A 20,108-nucleotide genomic window follows, 5' to 3' on the forward strand; every position below is an offset into this window, starting at 1 on the left:
GAGTTGGCCAAGGATCGCTTAACGACGCCCCCAGTTAGAGGCTCAGCCCGGCTTGGCCTCGCGGTAAGGAGGCCGCGCTCTGCCCGATCTTGGCGCGGGAGGGCGGCCCGTTCAGGCTGGGAACGTGCTCTCCTCCGTCATCGGCGGCGCCCGGATCCCGGCGGGGCCGCGCTCGTACCGTTCCACCGACCCGTCCCGCACGTCCGAGACGGTCGCCGAGGTGTCCCTCGCGGAGGCCGGCGACCTCGTGCGCGCCTGCCGGGCCGCCCGCGAGGCGCAGGACGCCTGGCGGGACGTGCCGGCGCCCGTCCGCGGCCAGGTGGTCGCCGCGGTCGGCCGGCTCGTCGAGGCCAACAAGGCGGCCCTCGCGGCGATCGTCACCCGCGAGGTCGGCAAGCCCCGCGCCGAGGCGCTCGGCGAGGTCCAGGAGATCGCCGACACCTGCGCGTTCTTCCTCGGGGAGGGACGGCGGCTGTACGGGCAGACCGTCCCGTCCGAGATGCCCGACAAGCAGCTGTTCACCTTCCGGGACCCGGTCGGCGTCGTCACCGTCGTCACGGCGGGGAACTTCCCGGTCGCGGTGCCGTCCTGGTACATCGTCCCGGCGCTGCTGTGCGGGAACGCGGTCGTGTGGAAGCCCGCCGAGTACGCGGCGGCCTGCGCCGACGCGTTCTACGAGCTGTTCGCGCACGCGGGACTGCCGGACGGCGTCCTCAACGTCGTCCACGCCGACGGCCCCGAGACCTTCCGCGGCCTCGAACGGGCGCTGGACGAGGGACTGGTCGACAAGGTCGGCTTCACCGGCTCCACGGAGGTCGGGTCGCGGATCGGGGAGCTGTGCGGCCGCCACCTCCAGACGCCGTGCCTGGAACTCGGCGGCAAGAACCCGATGGTCGTCGCCGAGGACGCCGACCTCCCGCTCGCCGTCGAGGGCGCCCTGTTCTCGGGGTTCGGGACGGCCGGGCAGCGCTGCACCTCCCTCGGGACCGCGATCGTCCACGAGTCGGTGCACGCCGAGTTCGTGCGGCTGCTGGACGAGGCGACGCGGGCCGCGGCCGTCGGCGACCCGGCGGGCGACGTGCTGTTCGGGCCGCTGATCAGCGAGCGGTTCGCGGACGGCTTCGAGAAGGTCCTCGGCTGGATCGGGCCGGGCCACACCGTGCACGGGTCGTCCGCCACCGGGCGGATCACGGCGGCCGCGCCGCGGGAGGGCTTCGCCGGAGACCCCGAGGCGGGGCTGTTCTACCATCCGGTGATCGTCGACGGGGTGGGGCCCGGCGACGAGCTGTTCATGAACGAGACGTTCGGGCCGATCATCGGCGTGGTCCGCTACCGAACCCTGGACGAGGCCATCGCCCTCGCCAACGCCCCCGGCTACGGCCTGTCCGCGTCGATCTACACCGCCGACCCGGCGAAGGTCTTCGCGTTCCGGCGGCGGATCTCCGCCGGGATGGTGAGCGTCAACAACTCCACCTCGGGGGCGGAGGCGCACCTGCCGTTCGGCGGGAACGGGCGTTCGGGCAACGGCAGCCGCCAGTCGGGCATGTGGGTGCTGGACCAGTTCACCCGCTGGCAGTCCATGAACTGGGACACCTCGGGACGGCTGCAGAAGGCGCAGATGGACGTCCTGGAGATCGCCCCCGACCTCGGCTTCCGGCTGTAGGGGCCGGCGTGGGGAGCGACACGGGGAGCGGAGCGGAGACCGAGGCCGACGTCGTCGTCATCGGCGGCGGCGTGATGGGCACGAGCATCGCGTTCCACCTCGCGGAGGCGGGCGTGCCGCGCGTGGTGCTCGTCGAGCGGGACGCGCTCGGATCGGGCTCGACGTGCAAGGCGGCGGGCGGCGTGCGCGCCCAGTTCTCCGACGAGGTCAACATCCGGCTCGGCGCCCGCAGCCTGGAGGCGTTCACCCGGTTCGGCCGCCGTCCCGGCCAGGAGATCGACCTGCGCCGGGTCGGGTACCTGTTCCTGCTGTCGCGGCCCGAGGACGTCGCGGCGTTCGAGGCGGGCGTCGCCCTGCAGAACGACCTGGGCGTCCCGAGCCGGATGGTCTCGGTCGCGGAGGCCCGCCGGCTGTCGCCGCTGATCGTCCCCGACGGGCTGCTGGCCGCCGCGTTCTCCCCCGACGACGGGCACTGCACGCCCGAGTCGGTCGTCCTCGGGTACGCGACGGGCGCCCGCCGGCACGGTGCGCGGATCCTCACCGGCTGCGAGGTCGTCGGCATCGAGACCGGCGGCGGCGGGATCAGGGCCGTCCGGACCTCGCGGGGGCGCATCCGCACGCCCGCCGTCGTCTGCGCGGCCGGGGCCTGGTCGGCGGCGGTCGGGCGGATGGCGGGCGTCGACCTGCCGGTCGAGCCGCTGCGCCGGCAGATCGTCTTCACCGAGCCGCTCCCGGACCTGCCGCGCCCGGTGCCGATGACGATCGACTTCACGACGTCGTTCTACTTCCACGCCGAGGGCGAGGGCCTGATGCTCGGCATGTCCGATCCCGACGAGCGGCCCGGGTTCCTGCTGAACCGGTCCGACGCGTGGCTCCCCCGGCTCACCGAGGCGATCGGCGCCCGCGCGCCGAGCCTGCTCAACGTGGGGCTGACGGGCGGCTGGGCGGGCCTCTACGAGGTGACGCCCGACCACAACGCGCTCATCGGTGAGGACGCGTCGGTGCCGCGGTTCCTCTACGCGACCGGCTTCTCCGGGCACGGCTTCCTGCAGGGCCCGGCGGTCGGCGAGGTCGTCCGCGACCTGTACCTCGGCCGCGCCCCCTTCACCGACGTCGCCCCCCTGCACGCCGCGCGGTTCGCCGGCGACGCCCTCCGCCCGGAGATCAACCGTGTCTGACGTGCTCGAGCTGATGGACGAGTGGGGCCCCGAGCGGGTCGTGTGCGTCTCCGACGCCCGGACCGGGATGCGGGGCGTGCTCGTCATCGACAACACCGCCCGCGGCATGGGCAAGGGCGGCATGCGGATGAGCCCGTCGGTGACGGTCGCGGAGGTGGCGCGGCTCGCCCGGGTCATGACCTACAAGTGGGCGGGCGTCGACCTGTTCTTCGGCGGCGCCAAGGCCGGGATCGCGGCGGACCCGGCGTCACCGGACCGGGAGGCGGTCCTGCGCGCGTTCGTGCGGGCGCTGTCGCAGGAGATCCCCCAGCGGTACGTGGCGGGCCTCGACATGGGCCTGTCGGAGCGGGACGCGGCGATCGTCCAGGACGAGCTGGACGACCGGGGCGCGGCCGTCGGCACCCCGCACGTCCTCGGCGGCATGCCCTACGACGAGCTGGGCGTGACCGGCTTCGGGGTCGCGGAGGCCGCCGACGCCGCCGCCCAGCACGCCGGGACGTCCCTGCGGGGCGCGCGTGTCGCGGTGCAGGGGTTCGGCGCGGTCGGGCACGCGGCCGCGCGGCGCCTGCACGAGCTGGGCGCGGCCGTCGTCGCGGTCTCGACCGTGCACGGCGCGCTGCACGACCCGGACGGCCTGGACGTCGCGCGGCTCCTCGCCCTGCGCGCGGAGGCGGGCGACGCGGCCGTGCGGGAGTACGGCGGGCGGCTCCTGGCGCCCGGCGCCGAGCTGTCGGTCCCGGCCGACGTCCTGGTCCCGGCCGCGCTGCAGGACGTCATCGACGAGGAGGCGGCCGCGAACGTCCGGGCGGCGATCGTGGTGGAGGGCGCGAACCTGCCCACCGGCCGGGCGGCGCAGCGCGTCCTCGCCGAGCGCGGCGTGACGGTCGTGCCGGACTTCGTCGCCAACGCGGGCGGAGTCGTCGCGGCGGGGTTCGCGATGGACGCCCGCTACTCGGCGTTCCGCCCCGACACCGGCGCGGTGTTCGCGGCGGTCTCGGCGAAGATGCGCGACAACACCGCCCGGGTCCTCGACGCCGCCCGGGCGCAGGGCACGACGACGCACGAGGCCGCCGTCGCGCTCGCGCAGGAACGCGTCCGCGCCGCGATGGAGCTCAAGGGCCGGTGGCGCCGCTGACCTCGCTCTGGACGCCCCGGGCGACCTCGATGAGGCCGCGCATGGCGTCCTTGACGAGCGGGTTGGTGTTGGTGGCGCGGCGCAGCACGGTGACGTGCCGCCGCGGGCTGCGGCGGCTGAGCCGCAGCGTCCTCAGCCCCGGCGCCGGCACGCAGCCGAGCGCCGGGACGAGCGCGATGCCGAGCCCGCATCCGACCAGCCCGCACACCACGGCGTAGTCGTTGCTGCGGAACGCGATGTCGGGGACGAACCCGGCGGTGCCGCACAGCCGCAGCAGCGCCTGCGCGCCCGCGCTCTCGGGGCGGCTCGCGATCCACGTCTCCGACCGCAGGTCCCGCAGCCTCACGGTGCGCCCCGCGGGGAGCGGGTGGTCCCGGGGGACGCACAGCACCAGGTTCTCGTCCATCACCGGCGTCTCCACGATCTGGTCGGGCCAGGTGCGCGGGAACAGGTCGTACCGGTAGGCGAGCTGGAGGTCGAGGTCGCCGTCGAGCAGTTCGGGCAGCAGCTCGTCCGGCTCCCCCTCCGCCAGCGTGATGTCGATGCCGGGCCGCACCCGCGACAGCTCCGCCAGCACCCGCGGCAGGATGCGGGCGCTGGCGGTCGGGAAGCTGCCGAGTTGCAGGGCGCCGCGCTCGCCGCTGGCGACCGTGCGCAGTTCCCGCTCCAGGGTGTCGAGGGCCGACAGCACGTCGTTGCCCTTGCTGACCATCAGGAACGCGGCGCTCGTGGGGCGCACGCTGCGCGCCCGACGCTCGAACAGCACCAGGCCGCAGGCGCGCTCCAGCGCGGCGATCTGCTGGGAGACGGCGGACGCGGTGTACCCGAGGTTGCGGGCGGCGTCCGCGAACGAGCCGGTGCGGACGACCTCGCGCACCGTCTGGATGTGCAGGGGACTGATCATGGGCGCACCCCGTTCGGCGGTGAACGTGACCGTCTCCCCCGCAGACGCCTCCCTCCATGCGTATCATCCGGCGGGCCGGCTCCCCAGGCCCGAAGATCAGTCGTGCCGCGGGCGCTTGGCCACCAGCGTCAGGACGTCGTACTTGGCGACCGAGGCGCCCTCCTGGTTCGTGACGTCGGTGTCCCAGCGGACCTCGCCGTAGTCGGCGCCCTCGCGCGGCGTGATCTGCTTGGCCGTGAGGGTGACGGTCAGCTCGTCGCCCGGCTTGACGGGCGTGAGGAACCGGAGGTTCTCCAGGCCGTAGTTCGCCAGGACGGGCCCCGGCGACGGCTCCACGAACAGCCCGGCCGCGAACGACACGACGAGGTAGCCGTGCGCGACGCGCCCGCCGAAGAACGGGTTCGCCCTGGCGGCGTCCTCGTCCGTGTGGGCGTAGAAGGTGTCGCCGGTGAACTCGGCGAAGTGCTCCACGTCGGCGAGGGTGACGACGCGCGGGCCGCCGACGGCGGTGTCGCCGACGCTCAGCTCCTCCAGGTGCTTGCGGAACGGGTGCACGTCGGTGACGGTCCGGTCGGTGCCGGGGACCCAGCGCCCGGTGATGGAGGTGAGCATCGCGGGCCCGGCCTGGACGGCGGTGCGCCGCATGTGGTGCACCACCCCGCGGATCCCGCCCATCTCCTCCCCGCCGCCGGCGCGCCCGGGGCCGCCGTGGACGAGCGCGGGCAGCGGCGAGCCGTGCCCGGTCGACTCCTTGGCGTCCTCGGCGTTCAGCACGAGCAGCCGGCCGTGCCACGGCGCGGCGCCGAGCACCACGGTCCGGGCGAACTCCGCGTCGCCGGTCACGACCGACCCGGCGAGGCTGCCGCGCCCGCGCGCGGCCAGCTCGACCGCCTGCTCGGCGCCCTCGTACGGCATCAGGGTGCTGACCGGGCCGAACGCCTCGACCTCGTGCGGCTCGGCGCGGCCTGCGTCGTCGGCGCGCAGCAGCACCGGGGAGATGAACGCGCCGCGCTCGGCGTCGGCGCCCACGACCTCGACCCGCTCGGGGTCGCCGAACACGACGCGGCCGGCGTCCGTGAGGGCCTTCAGCGAGCGCCGCACCTCCTCGCGCTGGTCGAGCGTGGCGAGGGCGCCCATCCGCACCGACGGGTCGGACGGGTTCCCGACCGTGACCTTCGCGAGCCGCTCCCGGACGGCCTCGGCGACGTCGTCCATCAGCCCGGCGGGGACGAGCGCCCGGCGGATCGCCGTGCACTTCTGGCCCGCCTTCACGGTCATCTCCGTGGCGAGCTGCCGGACGTACAGGTCGAACTCCTTCGTGCCGGGCGTCGCGTCCGGCCCGAGGACGGAGCAGTTCAGCGAGTCGGCCTCGGCGTTGAACCGCACCGCGTTCCCCACGATGACGGGGTGGGTGCGCAGCAGCCGGGCCGTGGACGCCGACCCGGTGAACCCGACGATGTCCTGCTCGGTGAGGTGGTCGAGCAGGTCGCGCGGCTCGCCGCAGACCATCTGCACCGAGCCCTCGGGCAGGATCCCGGCCTCGACGACCAGTTCGACCAGCCGGGCGGTCAGGTAGGCGGTCTGGCTCGCCGGCTTGATCAGGCTCGGCATCCCCGCGAGGAACGCGGGCGCGAGCTTCTCCAGCGGACCCCACACCGGGAAGTTGAACGCGTTGATCTGCACCGCGACGCCGCGCGACGGCGTGCACAGGTGCTGCCCGACGAACGTCCCGCCCTTGCCGAGCGGCTCGACGTCGCCCTCGACCAGCACAGTGTCGTTCGGCAGCTCCCGCTTGCCCTTGCTCGCGTAGGCGAACAGGACGCCGATGCCGCCGTCCACGTCGAACTTCGAATCGTTCAGCGTCGCGCCCGTCCGGGCCGACAGGGCGTACAACTCCTCGCGGTGCTCCCGCAGGTGGGACGCGAGCGCCTTCAGCAGGGCCGCGCGCTGGTGGAACGTCAGCTCCCTCAGCACCGGGCCGCCGACCGAACGCCCGTACTCCAGGGCGGCGCCCATGTCCACCCCCGCCGAGGAGATCCTGGCGACCTCCTCGCCGGTGACGGCGTCGTGCAACGGCGCCCCCTCGTCCTCCGGGGCACGCCAGGAACCCGACACGTAACTGCGCAGCACGACCACTGGGACCTCCTTGTCCATACTCAGACCATTCTTGCCACTTCACAGCCCCCTTCACCCTCGCAGACATGACAGTCGGGACCCCGGTCCTTTGTGTACTCCCGCACCGCCGCCGCACGCCGCCACGAACTGTGACGCAGGTCATGCGGCGACGACGCCCCATGCGTCCTGGCGGACCTCCACGTGGGGGGACCGGCGCAGCCCGTCCAGGAGGTCGCGCCATTCGCCGGTCCATCCGGCGGCCAGGCCGCCCCTACGGACGACACCGACGGCGAGCAGGTGCGAGGCCACGTCGTCGCGTCCGGTGAGGGCGCGGGCGGCGGGCAGGAGCCGGTCCGGGGCGCCGATCCCCCGCCTCCCCGGGCCGCCCAGCGCGTGGTCCAGCCGCCGGTCGGCGACCCTGGAGGCCAGGACGGGGCGGCCGCGGAGCAGGGCGGCCAGGTCCGCGAGCTCTTCGGCGATCCGCTCGGCGGAGGCGTCGTCGACGTTCAGGCGGGCCGACAGGAGCGCGACGTCCACGGCGCCGGCCAGGTGGAGGGGATGCTCGGCGAGCATTCCCACCACGCGGCGGGCGAGCGGCGCGTTCGGGTGCCCGGCGGGCAGGCCGCCGATCACATGGGCCACGGCCGCGATCCGCGACCGCGCGCGCTCGCCCGGCTCCGCGGCCAGCAGGGCCGACAGCACTTCGAGCGCCTCCTCCGCCACCGAGCCCGCCCGCACCAGGGCGTTGAGGACGGGCAGCTCGTCGTCCCCGGCAGGGTCGGCGGGATCGGCGACGGCCGCGAGGACGGCCTCGTGGTCGCCGGTGTACCAGCGCACCCAGGCCGCGAACGCCTTGGACGCACGGAACCGGACGCCGGGGCCGTCCGCCGCCGCACCGAGCCTGCGGACCAGCGCGGCGTAGGCGGGGCGGTGCGCGGGCGCGTACTCCGCGGGCTTGGCCTGGAGGAGCGTGCGCAGCAGCGGCTCCGAGGAGTACGGCCCGGCGGCGGCGTCCAGCGCGGCGAGCGCGCGGGGGTCCTCCGGCATCCGGCGGAGCGCCGCCGCGACCGCGACGCGGACGTCCCGGTGGAGGCGGGGGTCGTCCCACGCGCGCAGCAGGGCCTCCGCCGCGCCGGGGACGCGCACCCGTTCGATGAGCCGGGCCGCCTGCTTGCGGACGGCCACCGTGCCGTCCGGGCCGGTCAGGGCCTCCGCCAGGACGGGACCGAGGCCGGACGGCGGGACCGAGGCGGCCACCCGTGCCAGCGCCGCCACCGCGACCGCCGATCGCCGTCCCCTGGCGTGGCGCAGGAGCACCGCGAGGGTCTCGGCCGGGCGGTCCGAGGCCGCCATCGCCTCCAGAGCGGCCTCGGCGAGGCCGGGCTCGTCCCCGTCGGCCCGGGCGGCGAGGTCGTCGAGGCCGCCGGGGAGCCGTCCGAGCGAGGCGACGGCGGTGATCCTGGCGCCGACCGGTCCCGGCGCGGAGGCCAGGAGTTCCCGCACGCGCCCGACCTGGCCCGGTGTCCAGCGGCCGGGGTGCTGCGGCTGGATCGCCGGGATCCCGCCCGGGTCCCCGAACCGGCCCGGCCGCGCGCGCTCCAGCGCGGGCAGGAGCAGATCGGTGCGGCGGCTGGCGACGACGCGCCAGACCTCGGGCAGGGCGATCGCGGAGGCGTCGGCGGCCGCCAGCTCCGCGGCGCGCCGCTCGCGCCGCGCCGGGTCGGCCAGCCACAGCGCCGCGGCCGCTCGGGCGAGCGGCTCGGGCGCCTCGCGGACCGCCGTCCGCAGCCGGTCCTGGAGGTCCGCCAGCGCGAACGCCCGCCGTCCGAGGGCCCTGGCAAGCGCGACGACCACCTCGTGGTCATCCGGCTCGGGGCGCAGGACGGCGAACAGCTCGCGCTCACGGCCGCGGGGAAGCACGCGGTCGAGGCGGTGGCCGTCGAGCGCCTCCGTCCCCCGCCGGGCCACGAGGAGGGCGTAGGCGCCGAGCGCCCACCGCAGGAGCGCGGGCTTCGCCGAGTGGGCGAGGACGCGGTCCGCCAGATCGCGCAGCCCCCGCCGGGTGGCCGGGGAGGAGTCCCGCGCGCCGACGGCGGCGGCGGCGATCTCCTCCAGGGGCTCGGCGAACGCGTCGTCGAGGAGGTGGACCTGGACGGAGGCCAGGGCGGCCACGAGCTCCGCCCGCAGCGGATCCCGTTCGTTGCGCGTGCGTCGCGCCAGTTCGGCCACCAGATCGCGCAGGCGCGCGGCGTCGCCGGTGCGGGCGGTCGCCTCGACCAGGAGGGTGCGGGCGAGCCCGCGCAGCCGGGGGTCCCCGCCGAGCGCCGCCTCTCTCAGCGGCCCGGCCGCCTCCTCGTACGGGAGGTGGGCGGTGAGCCTCAGCGGTATCCCGGGGTCGTCGAGCCGGGATCTCGCCGAGTGCCACACCGATCCGTGCCATTCGAGCATCCGGCGCGCCTCGCCCGCGGCCCGGTCCGGCGGCAGGAGGGGGAGCAGCGGCAGCGCCGCCAGACCCGGGTGCCCGTCGCCTCGCGCGAGGTCGTAGACCTCGGCCCGGCGGCCCGGCGGGACGTTGACGAGGAGTTCGCGCAGCGAGTAAGGGTCGGCCGGGACGAACTCCCGGAGCTCCGGAACGGGCAGGCGGCCCATGTGCTCGTAGTACGCGGCCGGGAACCGGTTCCGGCGTCCCGCCCGCCGCACCACCCGGGCGGCCCTGACCGCGTCCACTCTGAACAGCGCCGGGACGATGGTGCTCGGCAGCTGCGTCAGCGCCAGGCGGGAGCCGTTGGCCTCCAGCAGTTCCAGGAGCCCCGCCGGATCGTGGCGGGCCAGCGCCGGGAGACCGGCCCTGCACCGCCTCCACCAGGACCATTCCGCCGCCTGGTCGCGGCCGCGGGCGAGGAGGGCCCCGGGATGCCGTCCGGCCAGAGTGCGCCACGCGGTGACCGCGTGCTCCAGGTCGGGCAGGAGCCGCGCGACCGTCTCGCTCGTGCAGGCCGGCAGGAGGGCCGCGGCTTCGCGGTCGCCCCAGCGGGCGCGAACGTCCGGCAGGAGCCGGTCGGCGAGCACCGCGCGACGGGAGTGGTGGAGCGTCCGGTAGAGCGCGCGGCGCAGGTCGGCGGGCGCGTCGTCCAGCACCGCCGCCGCGGCGTCGTCGGAGACGGGCAGCGTGCGGACGGCCCGCAGGGCGGCGCGGCGCAGCGCCATGTCGGGGCCCGCGAGGACGCGTTCCAGGTACGGGAGATCGCGCGCCGCCAAGGCGATGTGCAGGGCGGTCCGGCGTTCGCAGGGCCCGCGAGCCGAAAGGTCGGCGAGGGTCTCGCGGAGTTCGGGGGTCCCGGCGGCGCGGCGGGCCCGCAGGGCGAGCTCCCGCATGCGGCGCGGGTACGGCAGGGCTTCGAGGGCCGGTTCCCAGACCGGCTCGGCGGGGCTCAACGGCCCGGGCGGCGACCGCCCTTCCTGAAGATCATGTGCCGATGATGGCGGACCGGCGGCGCGCTCGGCAAGTCACTTGTCCTGAAATACTCCTGGCCATGACCTTTGTGGCAGACAGTGAGCGATACGAGCGGATCCCCTACCGGCGGTGCGGGCGGAGCGGGCTGCGGCTGCCGGCGATCTCGCTGGGGCTGTGGCACAACTTCGGCGACGACCGGCCGCTGGACGTCCAGCGGGCCATCCTGCGGCGCGCGTTCGACCTCGGCGTGACCCACTTCGACCTCGCCAACAACTACGGCCCCCCGTACGGGTCCGCGGAGATCAACTTCGGCCGGATCCTGCGCGAGGACCTTGCCCCGTACCGTGACGAGATCATCATCTCGACCAAGGCGGGCTACGACATGTGGCCGGGCCCGTACGGCGAGTGGGGATCGCGCAAGTACCTGCTCGCGAGCCTGGACCAGTCGCTGCGCCGGATGGGCGTCGACTACGTGGACATCTTCTACAGCCACCGCTTCGACCCGGAGACGCCGCTGGAGGAGACGATGGGGGCGCTGGACCGGGCCGTCCGGTCCGGGAAGGCGCTGTACGCGGGGATCTCGTCCTACTCCCCCGAGCGCACCGCCGAGGCGGCGGCGATCCTGCGCGAGATGGGGACCCCGCTGCTGATCCACCAGCCGTCCTACTCGATGCTCAACCGCTGGATCGAGGGCGGGCTGCTCGACACGCTCGACCGGGAGGGCGCCGGCTGCATCGCGTTCTCGCCGCTGGCGCAGGGCATGCTGACCGGCAAGTACCTCGACGGCGTCCCGGAGGGGTCCCGGGCGAGCAGGGGCACGTCGCTGTCCACGGACCTGCTCACCGAGGAGAACCTGCGGCACGTCCGCACGCTCCACGAGATCGCCGGATCGCGCGGGCAGTCGCTCGCCCAGATGGCGCTGGCCTGGTCGCTGCGGGACGGCCGGGTCACCTCGGCGCTGATCGGCGCGAGCAGCGTCGCGCAGCTGGAGGAGAACCTCGCCGCCCTCGACCGGCTCGACTTCACCCCCGACGAGCTCGCCGCGATCGACCGGGACGCCGTCGAGGCGGGGATCAACATCTGGGCGGCCTCCAGCGCGGGCTGACCAGCGCGGGGACCGGGACGGCGCGTGCATCGACCGGGCGTCACGGGGCACGAGCACCCCATGGAAGAGATGACGCTGAGGAGCGCCGCGTTCGGCGACCACACGCTCATGCCGTCGGACTACTCCCACGACAGCGGGGACCTCTCGCCGCCGCTGGAGTGGTCGCCCGTCCCCGAGCGGGTGGTGGAGCTGGCCCTGGCGTGCGAGGACCCCGACGCCCCGTCCGGCACGTTCGCGCACTGGCTGCTCGCCGGCATCGACCCGGTGACCACCGGGCTGGACGCCGGGGAGCGGCCGACCGGCGCCGTCCTCGGGCGCAACGACTACGGCTCCGCGGGCTACGGCGGGCCGAAGCCCCCGGTGGGCGACGACCCGCACCGGTACTTCTTCCGGCTGTACGGGCTGGCGGAACCGTCGGGGCTGCGCGACGGCTTCACCGCCGAGGACCTGCGCACCGCCGTCGAGGACAAGATCGTCGCGTCGGCGACGCTCGTCGGCACCTACGCCAGGTGAGCCGTGGGCGGCACCGGACCGGACGAGCCCGACCGGAACGAGCCTGACCGGCGCGAACCCGGCCGGCGCGAACCCGGCCGGCGCGAACCCGGCCGGCACGAGCCCGACCGGCACGACATCGGCCGGGAGGACCCCGGCTGGCACGGCCCCGGGTCGCACGGGCCCTACCCGCACGAGCAGCCGCGCGGGGACGAGCCGCTGACCGCGCGCAGCCCCCTGCTGCTACGGGCGGTCCTGTCCGCGGTCGCGCTGGTCGGCGCGGTGGCCGCCGCGATCGTGTTCACCCTGAACGCGTCGGGCGGCGGCCCCTGGACCGCGGCGGGCATCTGCGCGGCGGTCGCCGTCATCGCCGCCGTCGACCTCGTGGTGATCGCGCGGCGCGCCCGGCACTGAGCCCCGTGCCGCTCATGACGGGCGCCGCTCAGTGCCGGTGGTCGGTGGCCGCGGCCCCGGGGTCGGCGAGCAGCCGGCCGATCCGGTCCCGGCTCTCCTCGTCGGCCGGCGTGTAGGCGACGAGCCGCGCGTTCGGGGACGCGGTGATGTCCATGCTCGTGGTGCGGGTGCGGATCTCGCCGACGGCGGCGTGCCGGAAGACCTTGGCGCTCGGCCCCGGCAGCGCCACGTCGTGGGACGCCCACAGCTGGGCGAACAAGGGACTGGCCGCCTGCAGGCGCCGGACGAGGTCCTTCCAGCCCGGTTCGTCCAGATGCCTGCTGTACCGGTGCCGGAAGACGGCGACGTGGTCGGGCGCCGTCTCCTCCAGGTTCACGACCGGGTTGCAGCACGGCGGCAGCGTGAACATCTTCCACAGCGTGTTGCGCTCGCACGGCCGCGCGTTCACGAGGTGCGGGAAGATCGCCGCGTAGGCGGCGTTCCAGGCCAGGATGTCGGAGCGGGCCGTGACCACGGCGGCGGGCAGCGGCACGAGCGCGTCCAGGATGCCCTGGACGTCCTCGGGCAGGCTTTCGGCCTCCTCCTCGACCGCCGCGTCGGGGACGTCGGCCAGCCGGTAGAGGTGCTCGCGCTCGGCGCCGTCCAGCCGCAGGGTGCGCGCCACCGCGTCCAGCACCTGGGTGCTGGCGTTGATCGGGCGGCCCTGCTCCAGCCACGTGTACCAGGTGACGCCGACCCCGGCGAGCTGGGCGACCTCCTCGCGGCGCAGGCCCGGCGTGCGGCGCCGCAGGCCGGGCGGCATCCCCACGTCCTCGGGGCCGATCCGCTCGCGCCGGCTGCGCAGGAACGCCGCCAGCTCCGTGCGGCGGCGCGGCGCCGCGGGCGCACTCGTCATCGTCACTCCCCCAGACTGGCCCAGCCCGGCGCCGTCTTCCAGGTGCTGTCAGTACCAGTATCGGCAGGCTCTCGTTACCGGTACCGGGCCGCCCCCACGATCTCCCTCATGACTCAGACAACCGATCTGCGCGGGACCATTCCCGAACGGGGGTCGCGGAACGGATCCAGCGGGGCCGTGCTCGCGGTCATCCTGCTCGGCCAGTTCATGGCCATCCTCGACGTGAACATCGTCAACGTGGCCCTCCCGACGATGCGCGCGGACCTGCACGCCTCGGGCGCGGGGCTCCAGCTCATCGTGGCGGGCTACGTCATCTCCTACGCGGTGCTGCTGATCACGGGCGCGCGCCTCGGCGGCGTCGCGGGCCACCGCCGCCTGTACCACCTCGGCCTCGCGTCGTTCACCGCGGCGTCCCTGGCGTGCGGGCTGGCGCCCTCCACCGGGACGCTGGTGCTGTTCCGCTTCCTGCAGGGGGCGGGCGCGGCGATGCTGACGCCGCAGGTGATGTCGATGATCCAGCGGGACTTCGCCGGGGCGGCCAGGGCGCGGGCGCTCGGCTTCTACTCGGCCGTCATCGCGGGCGGCACCGTCGTGGGGCAGGCGGCCGGGGGCCTGCTGGTCGGCACGGACCTGTTCGGCGCCGGCTGGCGGACGGTCTTCCTCGTCAACGTGCCGATCGGCGCGGCGCTGCTGCTCGCCGGGCCGCGCGTGCTGCCCCGCGACGAGGCCGCGCCGCGGACGCGGCCGCTGCGAACCGAGCTGGACCTGCCGGGGCTGCTCACGCTGGCCCCCGCGGTGCTGCTGCTCGTCGTCCCGCTGATCATGGGGCACGAGCTGGGCTGGCCGCTGTGGGGCTGGGCCGCGCTGGCCGCCAGCGCCGCGTTCGCGGCCGCGTTCGCCGCCGTGGAGCGGCGCGCGGCGGCGGCCGGCGGACGGCCGCTGATCTCGGCGCGGGTGCTGCGCGCCCCGCTGCTGGCCCCGGCCTGCGTGGCGATCGTGATCGCGCCGGCGAGCTGGGGGACGTTCCTGTTCACCACGACCCTGCACCTGCAGGGCGACCTGCGGATGTCCCCGCTGGAGTCGGGGCTGGCGTTCGTGCCGTGCGTCACCGCGTTCGGGCTGGTCGGGCTGAACTGGCAGCGGCTGCCGGCCCGCTGGCACCGGCGCGCCGTCCCGGCCGGGTTCGCCCTGGCGGGGGCGGGCTACCTCTTCGTCGGGCCCCTCGCCGGAGGCGGCCTCGCCTACGAGGCGCTCACCGTGGTCATCGGGTTCGGGCTCGGGGTGATGCCGATCGTCATGACGACCGCGCTGCGGCACGTCCCGCCGGGCGACGCGGCCGACGCCAGCGGGCTGCTGCTCACGCTGATGCAGCTCGCGCAGGTGATCGGCATCGCCACCGTCGGCACGCTGTTCCTCACGCTGGCCGAGTCCGGCGGGTCGACCCGGCACGCCGAGTACGGCACCGGGTGGGCGCTCGCCGGCACGGTGCTGTTCGGCGCCCTGTGCGCGCTCTCCCTCACCCGTGACCGGGCCCCCGCTCGCCGATGAACCGCACGAACCGGACGGTGGGCCCGTCTTCCCCTCGGGGCGGGCGGATGCCGCATCACCCGTCACTCGTCTTACCTGCGGCTCTTCTGGCACCGGCGTTTAACGGCGCGGTTCCCGGCTATGTCCGGAATTACGTATAGGGGATTTCTTCCGTCCCGGCCGTCCGGAGCCGGGCGCCCGGGACGAAGGCACTCCCCCGCCTCGCCGAACGAAGCACCGGAACGGGGGGCTCATGCGGGTGCTCGTGGCACGACAGGACGACATGGGCGACGTCCTGCTCGCCGGGCCCGCCGTGCGGGCGGTCGCCGAGCGCGCCGGCGAGGTCGTGCTGCTGTGCGGGCCGCGCGGGCGCGCCGCGGCCGCCATGCTGCCCGGCGTCGACCGGGTCGTCGAGTGGCGCGCCCCCTGGGTCGACCCGGACCACGTGCCCGTCGAGCAGGCCGACGTCGACCGCCTCGTCCGGGAGCTGCGAGGGTTCGACCGGGCGCTGATCCTGACCTCGCCGCACCAGTCGCCGCTCCCGCTCGCGCTGCTGCTGCGCCTCGCCGGGACGCCCTGGATCGGCGGCATCAGCGAGGACGACCCGGGGTCGCTGCTGGACCTGCGGCACCGGCCCGATCCCGGCCTGCCCGAACCGCTGCGCATGCTCGCCCTGGTGGAGGACGCCGGGTTCGCGGCTCCGGCCGACACCCGCCTGGCCGTCCGCGGCCCGCTGCCCGACATCGACCACCTCACCGGCGGGCCCGGCTACGTGGTGGTGCATCCGGGGACGTCGGTGCCCGCGCGCGCCTGGCCGCCCGGGCACTGCGCCGAGGCGGTGCGGCTGCTCGCCGCGGCGGGGCGCCGGGTGGTCGTCACCGGCCACGCGGACGAGAAGGAGCTGACGGCCCGGGTCGCCGGGGAGGACGGCCTGGACCTCGGCGGGCGCACCAGCCTGCCCGAGCTGGCGTCGGTGCTGCGGAGCGCCTGCGCCGTCGTCGCCGCCAACACCGGCCCCGCGCATCTCGCGGCGGCCGTCGGGACGCCGGTCGTGTCGCTGTTCGCCCCGACCGTCCCGGCCGCCCGGTGGGCGCCCTTCGGGGTCCCGCTCGCGCTGCTCGGCGACCAGCAGGCGCCGTGCAAGGACAGCCGCGCCCGCGAATGCCCGGTGGACGGCCACCCCTGCCTGTCGTCGGTCGGCCCCGACGAGGTCGCCGCCGCGGTGGAGATCGTGGCCTCCGACGAGGCGGGCCCCCGATGAGAGCCGAGGCGCTCCACCCCGCGCCTGCTGTCGACCACGAAAGGAGACGCGTCATGAACGTCCTCATCACCGGCGGCGCTTCCGGACTCGGCGCGGCCGTCGCGCGCAAGGTCGCCGACGACGGCGGGCGGCCTCTCATCCTCGACCGGCACCCTCCGAAGCAGGACTTCGAGCACATGCAGGCCGACCTCGCCGACCGCCGGTGCGCCGAGCGCGCCGTGCACTGCCTGGCGCGCGCCGCGGGCGGGCTCAACGCCGTGGTCACCGCCGCCGGGATCGACGCCCGGGGGGCGCTGTGCGAGGTCCCCGCCGAGGACTGGGAGCGGGTCGTCCAGGTGAACCTGCTCGGCACCGCCGCCGTCGCGCGCGCCGCGCTGCCCTACCTGGAGAACGAGCCGCACGGGCGGATCGTCACCGTCGCCTCCACCCTGGGGTTGCGCGCCGCGGGCGACGCGACCGCCTACTGCGCGTCCACGTCCGGCGTCGTCGGCTTCACGCGGGCGCTCGCCGCGGAGACCGCAGGGAAGGTCGCGGTCACCCTGGTCGTGCCCGGCGGGATGGACACCGCGTTCTTCGACGACCGCGCCGACAAGTACAAGCCCGGCCCGGAGACCAGGCTGAGCCGTCCCGAGGACGTGGCCGCCACCATCGCGTTCGCCCTGGCCCAGCCGTCCGGCTGCGAGGTGCGCGAGCTGGTCGTGTGCCCCTCCGAGGAGCCGTCGTGGCCGTGACGGCCTCCCGCCGGCGCGGCGGGCGGGCCGGGATCGCCTCCGCCCGGGCGGCCTGCCCGGGGCGGAAGGAGGCCGTGCCCACACGGTGACAGTCCAAACACCCGCCGGTTTACCGAGAAGCCCTCTTGGGCAGAGTCTCCTCGCGGCCCACTCGCGAGCTCGGAGCCAAGTGCCCCGAGCTGCGAGCATGGGCCGCGCCAGGTTTCTCAGCCGGTGACGGCCTGGGCGATCGCCATCCCGCAGTAGGCCGCGCCGAGCCCCGCGACGATGCTCGCCGCCGCGTTGGCCACGGCGTAGAAGCGGGTCCCGTCCTCGGCAAGGCGCAGGGTCTCGTAGCCGAACGTGGAGTACGTGCTCAGAGCACCGCAGAAGCCCGTCCCGGCGAAGGCCATCACGCCCTCGTGCGCGGGAAGCGCCGCCAGCAGCCCCAGGATGAACGACCCTGAGACGTTGACGGTGAACGTCCCCCACGGGAACACCGAGTCATGCCGGGCCTGGACGGCACGGTCGGTGAGGTAGCGCAGCGGAGCGCCGAGCGCGGCGCCCAGCACGATCAGCACGATGGTCACTCGCCGCTCGCCTCGCTCCGCTCGCCGCACCGGATCCGCGGGGCCGCCTCCCCGCGGCGCGGGCGGGCCAGCAGCCGGGTCACCCGGACGCCCGTGTAGACGGCCGCGAGCGCCGACGCGAGCGTCCCGGCGAGGTAGGCCAGCCCGACGAGCGGCGCCCCGTGGTTTACCAGCTCCTGGGCGTCAACGACATAGGTCGAGAACGTGGTGAAGCCGCCGAGCACCCCCACCCCGAGGAACGGCCGCACGAGCCGGTGCGCCGTCCACGTCTCGGTGACGAGGACCATCAGCACTCCGATCAGGAGGCACCCCGAGACGTTCACCCAGAAGACGGCCCAAGTGAACTCCCCCGGCCGGTGCGGGAACACGCTGCCGAGCCCGTGCCGCGCCAGCGCCCCCAGTGCCCCGCCGGCCGCGATCGCCGCCAGGACCCCCCACGGCCCTTCGCGCAGCTCGGACCGCTGCCTCGGAACATGCAGGTCGATATCGGGATCTACGGGACGGCCGGTCACGGGCGCTCACTCCTACCAGTAGCCACGACGCACTCACCGGTAGGGACCGTTGGCGGAAGCTTCCGCGGTTCGCCGTCCAGGCACGGCGGGCCCCACCGCCGTTTCCCGTTTCCGGGGCGCTTCGAGCCTACCGGCACCGTGTGAGCGGAAATTCTCCGGGTAGTGGGACGGCACCGAAGATCCTCCTACCCCCACCAGCCTCGCTGGAAGGGAGCGCGTATGCCGTGGGCGGAGTCCACCGGCCGGTTCGACGACGGACAGACCGAGACGCTTCTCAAGGAAATGAACCGGCTCCAGGTGACCGACCCGCGGCGGGAACGGTTGCGCGAGCGCATCGTCGATCTGCACAGGCCCCTGGTCCGCAGCGTGGCGCGCCGCTACGCCAACCGGGGGGAACCGCAGGACGACCTGCAGCAGGTCGCCTACCTGGGCCTCGTCAAAGCCATCAACCGGTTCGATCCCGCGGTCGGGGACCGGTTCGTCACCTACGCCTACCCGGTGGTCACCGGCGAGGTGAAGCGGCACTTCCGCGACAAGACGTGGGGCGTCCGGGTGTCGCGCCGCATCCAGGAGCTGCGGCCGATCCTGCACAGCACGGTCCAGGACTACACCCGCGAGCACGGCCGCTCCCCCACCACCGCGGAGACCGCCGTGCTCATGGGCATCACCGAGGACGAGACGGTCGAGGTCATCATCGCCTGCGACGCCTACCGCCCGCTGTCGCTGGAGGCGCCGGCCGACGGGACCCCGGACGGCGAGGCCGGCACCGTCGGCGAGTACCTCGGCTCGGAGGACCCGGCGCTGGAGGCCTTCATCGACGGCCACGCCCTCAGGCCCCTGATCGACGACCTGCCCGAACGCGAGCGCACGATCCTGCTGCTGCGGTTCTTCGGCAACAGAACGCAGACGCAGATCGCCGAGCAGATCGGCCTGTCCCAGATGCATGTCTCCCGGCTGATCCGGGCGACCCTCGACCGGCTGCGCTCCGGACTGCTGACCGAGCGGTGACCGAACGGTGACCGCCCGCCCGGCCCGTCAGGGCCTGGGCAGCGCGCAGGCCTTGCTCAGTACGACGTCGCTGCCCGGGCCCAGGCAACGGGCGAGCAGGTACGTCTGCTGCCCGTAGTGGATGCCCCGCCGGACGGTGACCTTCCCGGCTCGGTCGATCTCGCAGGGGTTGTTGAGCGTACAGCGCTCCCCGTCGTCGTTGCCGGTGTTGTTGATGCCGACGACCTGGCGCGTCCGGGCGTCGATGACCGGCGACCCGGACGTCCCGTGGATGGTCTGGCATTCCGGCTTGTAGCGGATGGAGTCCTTCCACGTCCAGTCCGCCTCGCGCAGCCGGTAGACGGTCGCGTCGATGTCGCAGCCGTAGATCTTGCGCCAGTAGCCGGACACGACCCGGATCGGCGTCCCGTCGTGCGGCCTGGCCGTCGACAGGCGCAGCGCGGGGATCCCGTAGCGCTTCTGGATCGCCGCGTACGACGTGTTGAGCCGGTACACCGTCACATCGGTGTCGCTCATCGTGGCGTACTCGACCCTGGTGGCCTGGAGGGTGCCGAGGTTCCGGCCGCCCGTCCGGTCGAGGAGCGTGAACGTCCGGGACGACCTCTGGTCCACGATCACCTCGCCGGCCTCCGGCATGCCGGATTCCAGGCAGTGGCCGTTGGTCAGCACCAGCGCGGCGTCGGTGTCGCGCGACCGGGGCCCGCGCACGAGGGAGCCCGAGCAGTTGCTCAGCGCGACGGTGCCGGTGAAGTCGACCGCGGCCCGCTGGGCGGGCGGCGCCTCGGGCCGCGCGGGCGCGGCCTGCGCGGTACCGGCGGTGAACGCCGCGGCGCCCGCGAGGGCGAGCGTCCCGGCGGCGGTGAGGGCGGCTGCGGCGATGCGGCTGGGCATGCGGATCCTCTCGGGCGGGCCGGCGGCGGGAACCGCCCCGGCCGGGACGACGCTGTCTCGGCGGATGCTAGATCATTTGATTCCCGCGGAGAAGCACCGCCGCCCTTCCCCGCGAGGCACCTTTCTCAGTCGACCTCCACCCAGCCGTACGTGCGCTCGACGGCTTTCTTCCAGCCTGCGTAGCCCTGTTGGCGCTGGTCGTCGTTCCAGGTGGGGTGCCAGCGTTTGTCTTCGTTCCAGTTCTGGCGGAGTTC

The 20,108-nt window shown here is 74.8% G+C and carries 17 protein-coding genes; 10 read left to right on the forward strand and 7 right to left on the reverse strand.

The genetic code is table 11. The annotated features are described in order from the left end of the window. The first annotated feature begins 124 nt into the window (after window positions 1-124). The 3 genes from AB0C84_RS39805 to AB0C84_RS39815 are packed head-to-tail and all read left to right on the forward strand — an operon-like array spanning window position 125 to window position 3,976. On the forward strand, window positions 125-1,663 hold the full coding sequence (locus AB0C84_RS39805; RefSeq protein WP_361076421.1) for an aldehyde dehydrogenase family protein: 1,539 nt from the start codon (window positions 125-127) through the stop codon (window positions 1,661-1,663). An 8-nt stretch (window positions 1,664-1,671) separates the two neighbouring features. Next, window positions 1,672-2,841, forward strand: coding sequence for an FAD-binding oxidoreductase (locus AB0C84_RS39810; RefSeq protein WP_361076424.1), 1,170 nt, complete (start codon window positions 1,672-1,674; stop codon window positions 2,839-2,841). Further along, entirely contained in the window at window positions 2,834-3,976 is a 1,143-nt protein-coding gene (locus AB0C84_RS39815; protein WP_361076427.1) for a Glu/Leu/Phe/Val dehydrogenase, read from the forward strand. The genes AB0C84_RS39810 and AB0C84_RS39815 overlap by 8 nt, the downstream gene beginning before the upstream one ends. On the opposite strand, the gene AB0C84_RS39820 is transcribed toward AB0C84_RS39815, so the two are convergent. From AB0C84_RS39820 to AB0C84_RS39830, 3 genes are all read right to left on the reverse strand, one after another. Continuing rightward, entirely contained in the window at window positions 3,954-4,880 is a 927-nt protein-coding gene (locus AB0C84_RS39820; RefSeq protein WP_361076430.1) for a LysR family transcriptional regulator, read from the reverse strand. The two genes, AB0C84_RS39815 and AB0C84_RS39820, sit on opposite strands and share 23 nt — an antisense overlap. Before the next feature lie 96 nt (window positions 4,881-4,976). After that, a complete protein-coding gene (gene paaZ / locus AB0C84_RS39825; protein ID WP_361076433.1) occupies window positions 4,977-7,034 on the reverse strand; it encodes a phenylacetic acid degradation bifunctional protein PaaZ in 2,058 nt (685 codons plus the stop codon). A 120-nt stretch (window positions 7,035-7,154) separates the two neighbouring features. Next, on the reverse strand, window positions 7,155-10,370 hold the full coding sequence (locus AB0C84_RS39830; RefSeq protein WP_361076436.1) for a hypothetical protein: 3,216 nt from the start codon (window positions 10,368-10,370) through the stop codon (window positions 7,155-7,157). A 158-nt stretch (window positions 10,371-10,528) separates the two neighbouring features. Between AB0C84_RS39830 and mgrA the strand changes: the two genes are divergently transcribed. From mgrA to AB0C84_RS39845, 3 genes are read left to right on the forward strand one after another with little or no spacing between them, the layout of a single operon-like run. Continuing rightward, window positions 10,529-11,554, forward strand: coding sequence for an L-glyceraldehyde 3-phosphate reductase (mgrA, locus tag AB0C84_RS39835; RefSeq protein ID WP_338743178.1), 1,026 nt, complete (start codon window positions 10,529-10,531; stop codon window positions 11,552-11,554). 60 nt (window positions 11,555-11,614) lie between these two features. Beyond that, window positions 11,615-12,067 (forward strand): YbhB/YbcL family Raf kinase inhibitor-like protein, encoded by a 453-nt coding sequence (locus AB0C84_RS39840; RefSeq protein ID WP_179848808.1) that lies wholly within the window; start codon window positions 11,615-11,617, stop codon window positions 12,065-12,067. A gap of 3 nt (window positions 12,068-12,070) precedes the next feature. Then, window positions 12,071-12,460, forward strand: a complete 390-nt coding sequence (locus AB0C84_RS39845) for a DUF6343 family protein (protein WP_361076440.1) — start codon at window positions 12,071-12,073, stop codon at window positions 12,458-12,460. A gap of 28 nt (window positions 12,461-12,488) precedes the next feature. Here AB0C84_RS39845 and AB0C84_RS39850 read toward each other — a convergent pair whose 3' ends face one another. Further along, on the reverse strand, window positions 12,489-13,355 hold the full coding sequence (locus AB0C84_RS39850; RefSeq protein ID WP_179848807.1) for a helix-turn-helix transcriptional regulator: 867 nt from the start codon (window positions 13,353-13,355) through the stop codon (window positions 12,489-12,491). Between the two features lie 108 nt (window positions 13,356-13,463). On the opposite strand from AB0C84_RS39850, the gene AB0C84_RS39855 reads away from it, so the two are divergent. From AB0C84_RS39855 to AB0C84_RS39865, 3 genes are all read left to right on the forward strand, one after another. Then, a complete protein-coding gene (locus AB0C84_RS39855) occupies window positions 13,464-14,903 on the forward strand; it encodes an MFS transporter (RefSeq protein ID WP_361076444.1) in 1,440 nt (479 codons plus the stop codon). Between the two features lie 232 nt (window positions 14,904-15,135). Then, on the forward strand, window positions 15,136-16,143 hold the full coding sequence (locus AB0C84_RS39860) for a glycosyltransferase family 9 protein (protein ID WP_361076447.1): 1,008 nt from the start codon (window positions 15,136-15,138) through the stop codon (window positions 16,141-16,143). A gap of 53 nt (window positions 16,144-16,196) precedes the next feature. After that, window positions 16,197-16,874, forward strand: a complete 678-nt coding sequence (locus tag AB0C84_RS39865) for an SDR family oxidoreductase (RefSeq protein WP_258942296.1) — start codon at window positions 16,197-16,199, stop codon at window positions 16,872-16,874. A 206-nt stretch (window positions 16,875-17,080) separates the two neighbouring features. Here the strand turns inward: AB0C84_RS39865 and crcB are convergent, their stop codons facing one another. Next, window positions 17,081-17,443: a fluoride efflux transporter CrcB gene (gene crcB / locus AB0C84_RS39870; RefSeq protein WP_258942295.1), complete on the reverse strand. Its 363-nt coding sequence runs from the start codon at window positions 17,441-17,443 to the stop codon at window positions 17,081-17,083. After that, window positions 17,440-17,955, reverse strand: coding sequence for a CrcB family protein (locus AB0C84_RS39875; protein WP_361076450.1), 516 nt, complete (start codon window positions 17,953-17,955; stop codon window positions 17,440-17,442). The genes crcB and AB0C84_RS39875 overlap by 4 nt, the downstream gene beginning before the upstream one ends. Before the next feature lie 219 nt (window positions 17,956-18,174). Between AB0C84_RS39875 and AB0C84_RS39880 the strand changes: the two genes are divergently transcribed. After that, window positions 18,175-18,963: a SigB/SigF/SigG family RNA polymerase sigma factor gene (locus AB0C84_RS39880; RefSeq protein ID WP_361076453.1), complete on the forward strand. Its 789-nt coding sequence runs from the start codon at window positions 18,175-18,177 to the stop codon at window positions 18,961-18,963. Between the two features lie 27 nt (window positions 18,964-18,990). Here the strand turns inward: AB0C84_RS39880 and AB0C84_RS39885 are convergent, their stop codons facing one another. Then, the gene (locus tag AB0C84_RS39885) at window positions 18,991-19,854 is read right to left on the reverse strand and encodes a serine protease (RefSeq protein ID WP_361076456.1); all 864 of its coding nucleotides are present in this window, start codon (window positions 19,852-19,854) and stop codon (window positions 18,991-18,993) included. Window positions 19,855-20,108: the final 254 nt, after the last annotated feature.

It is taken from the genome of Actinomadura sp. NPDC048955 (genome assembly GCF_040649435.1).
GTDB classification, from domain to species: Bacteria; Actinomycetota; Actinomycetes; order Streptosporangiales; family Streptosporangiaceae; genus Spirillospora; species Spirillospora luteofluorescens.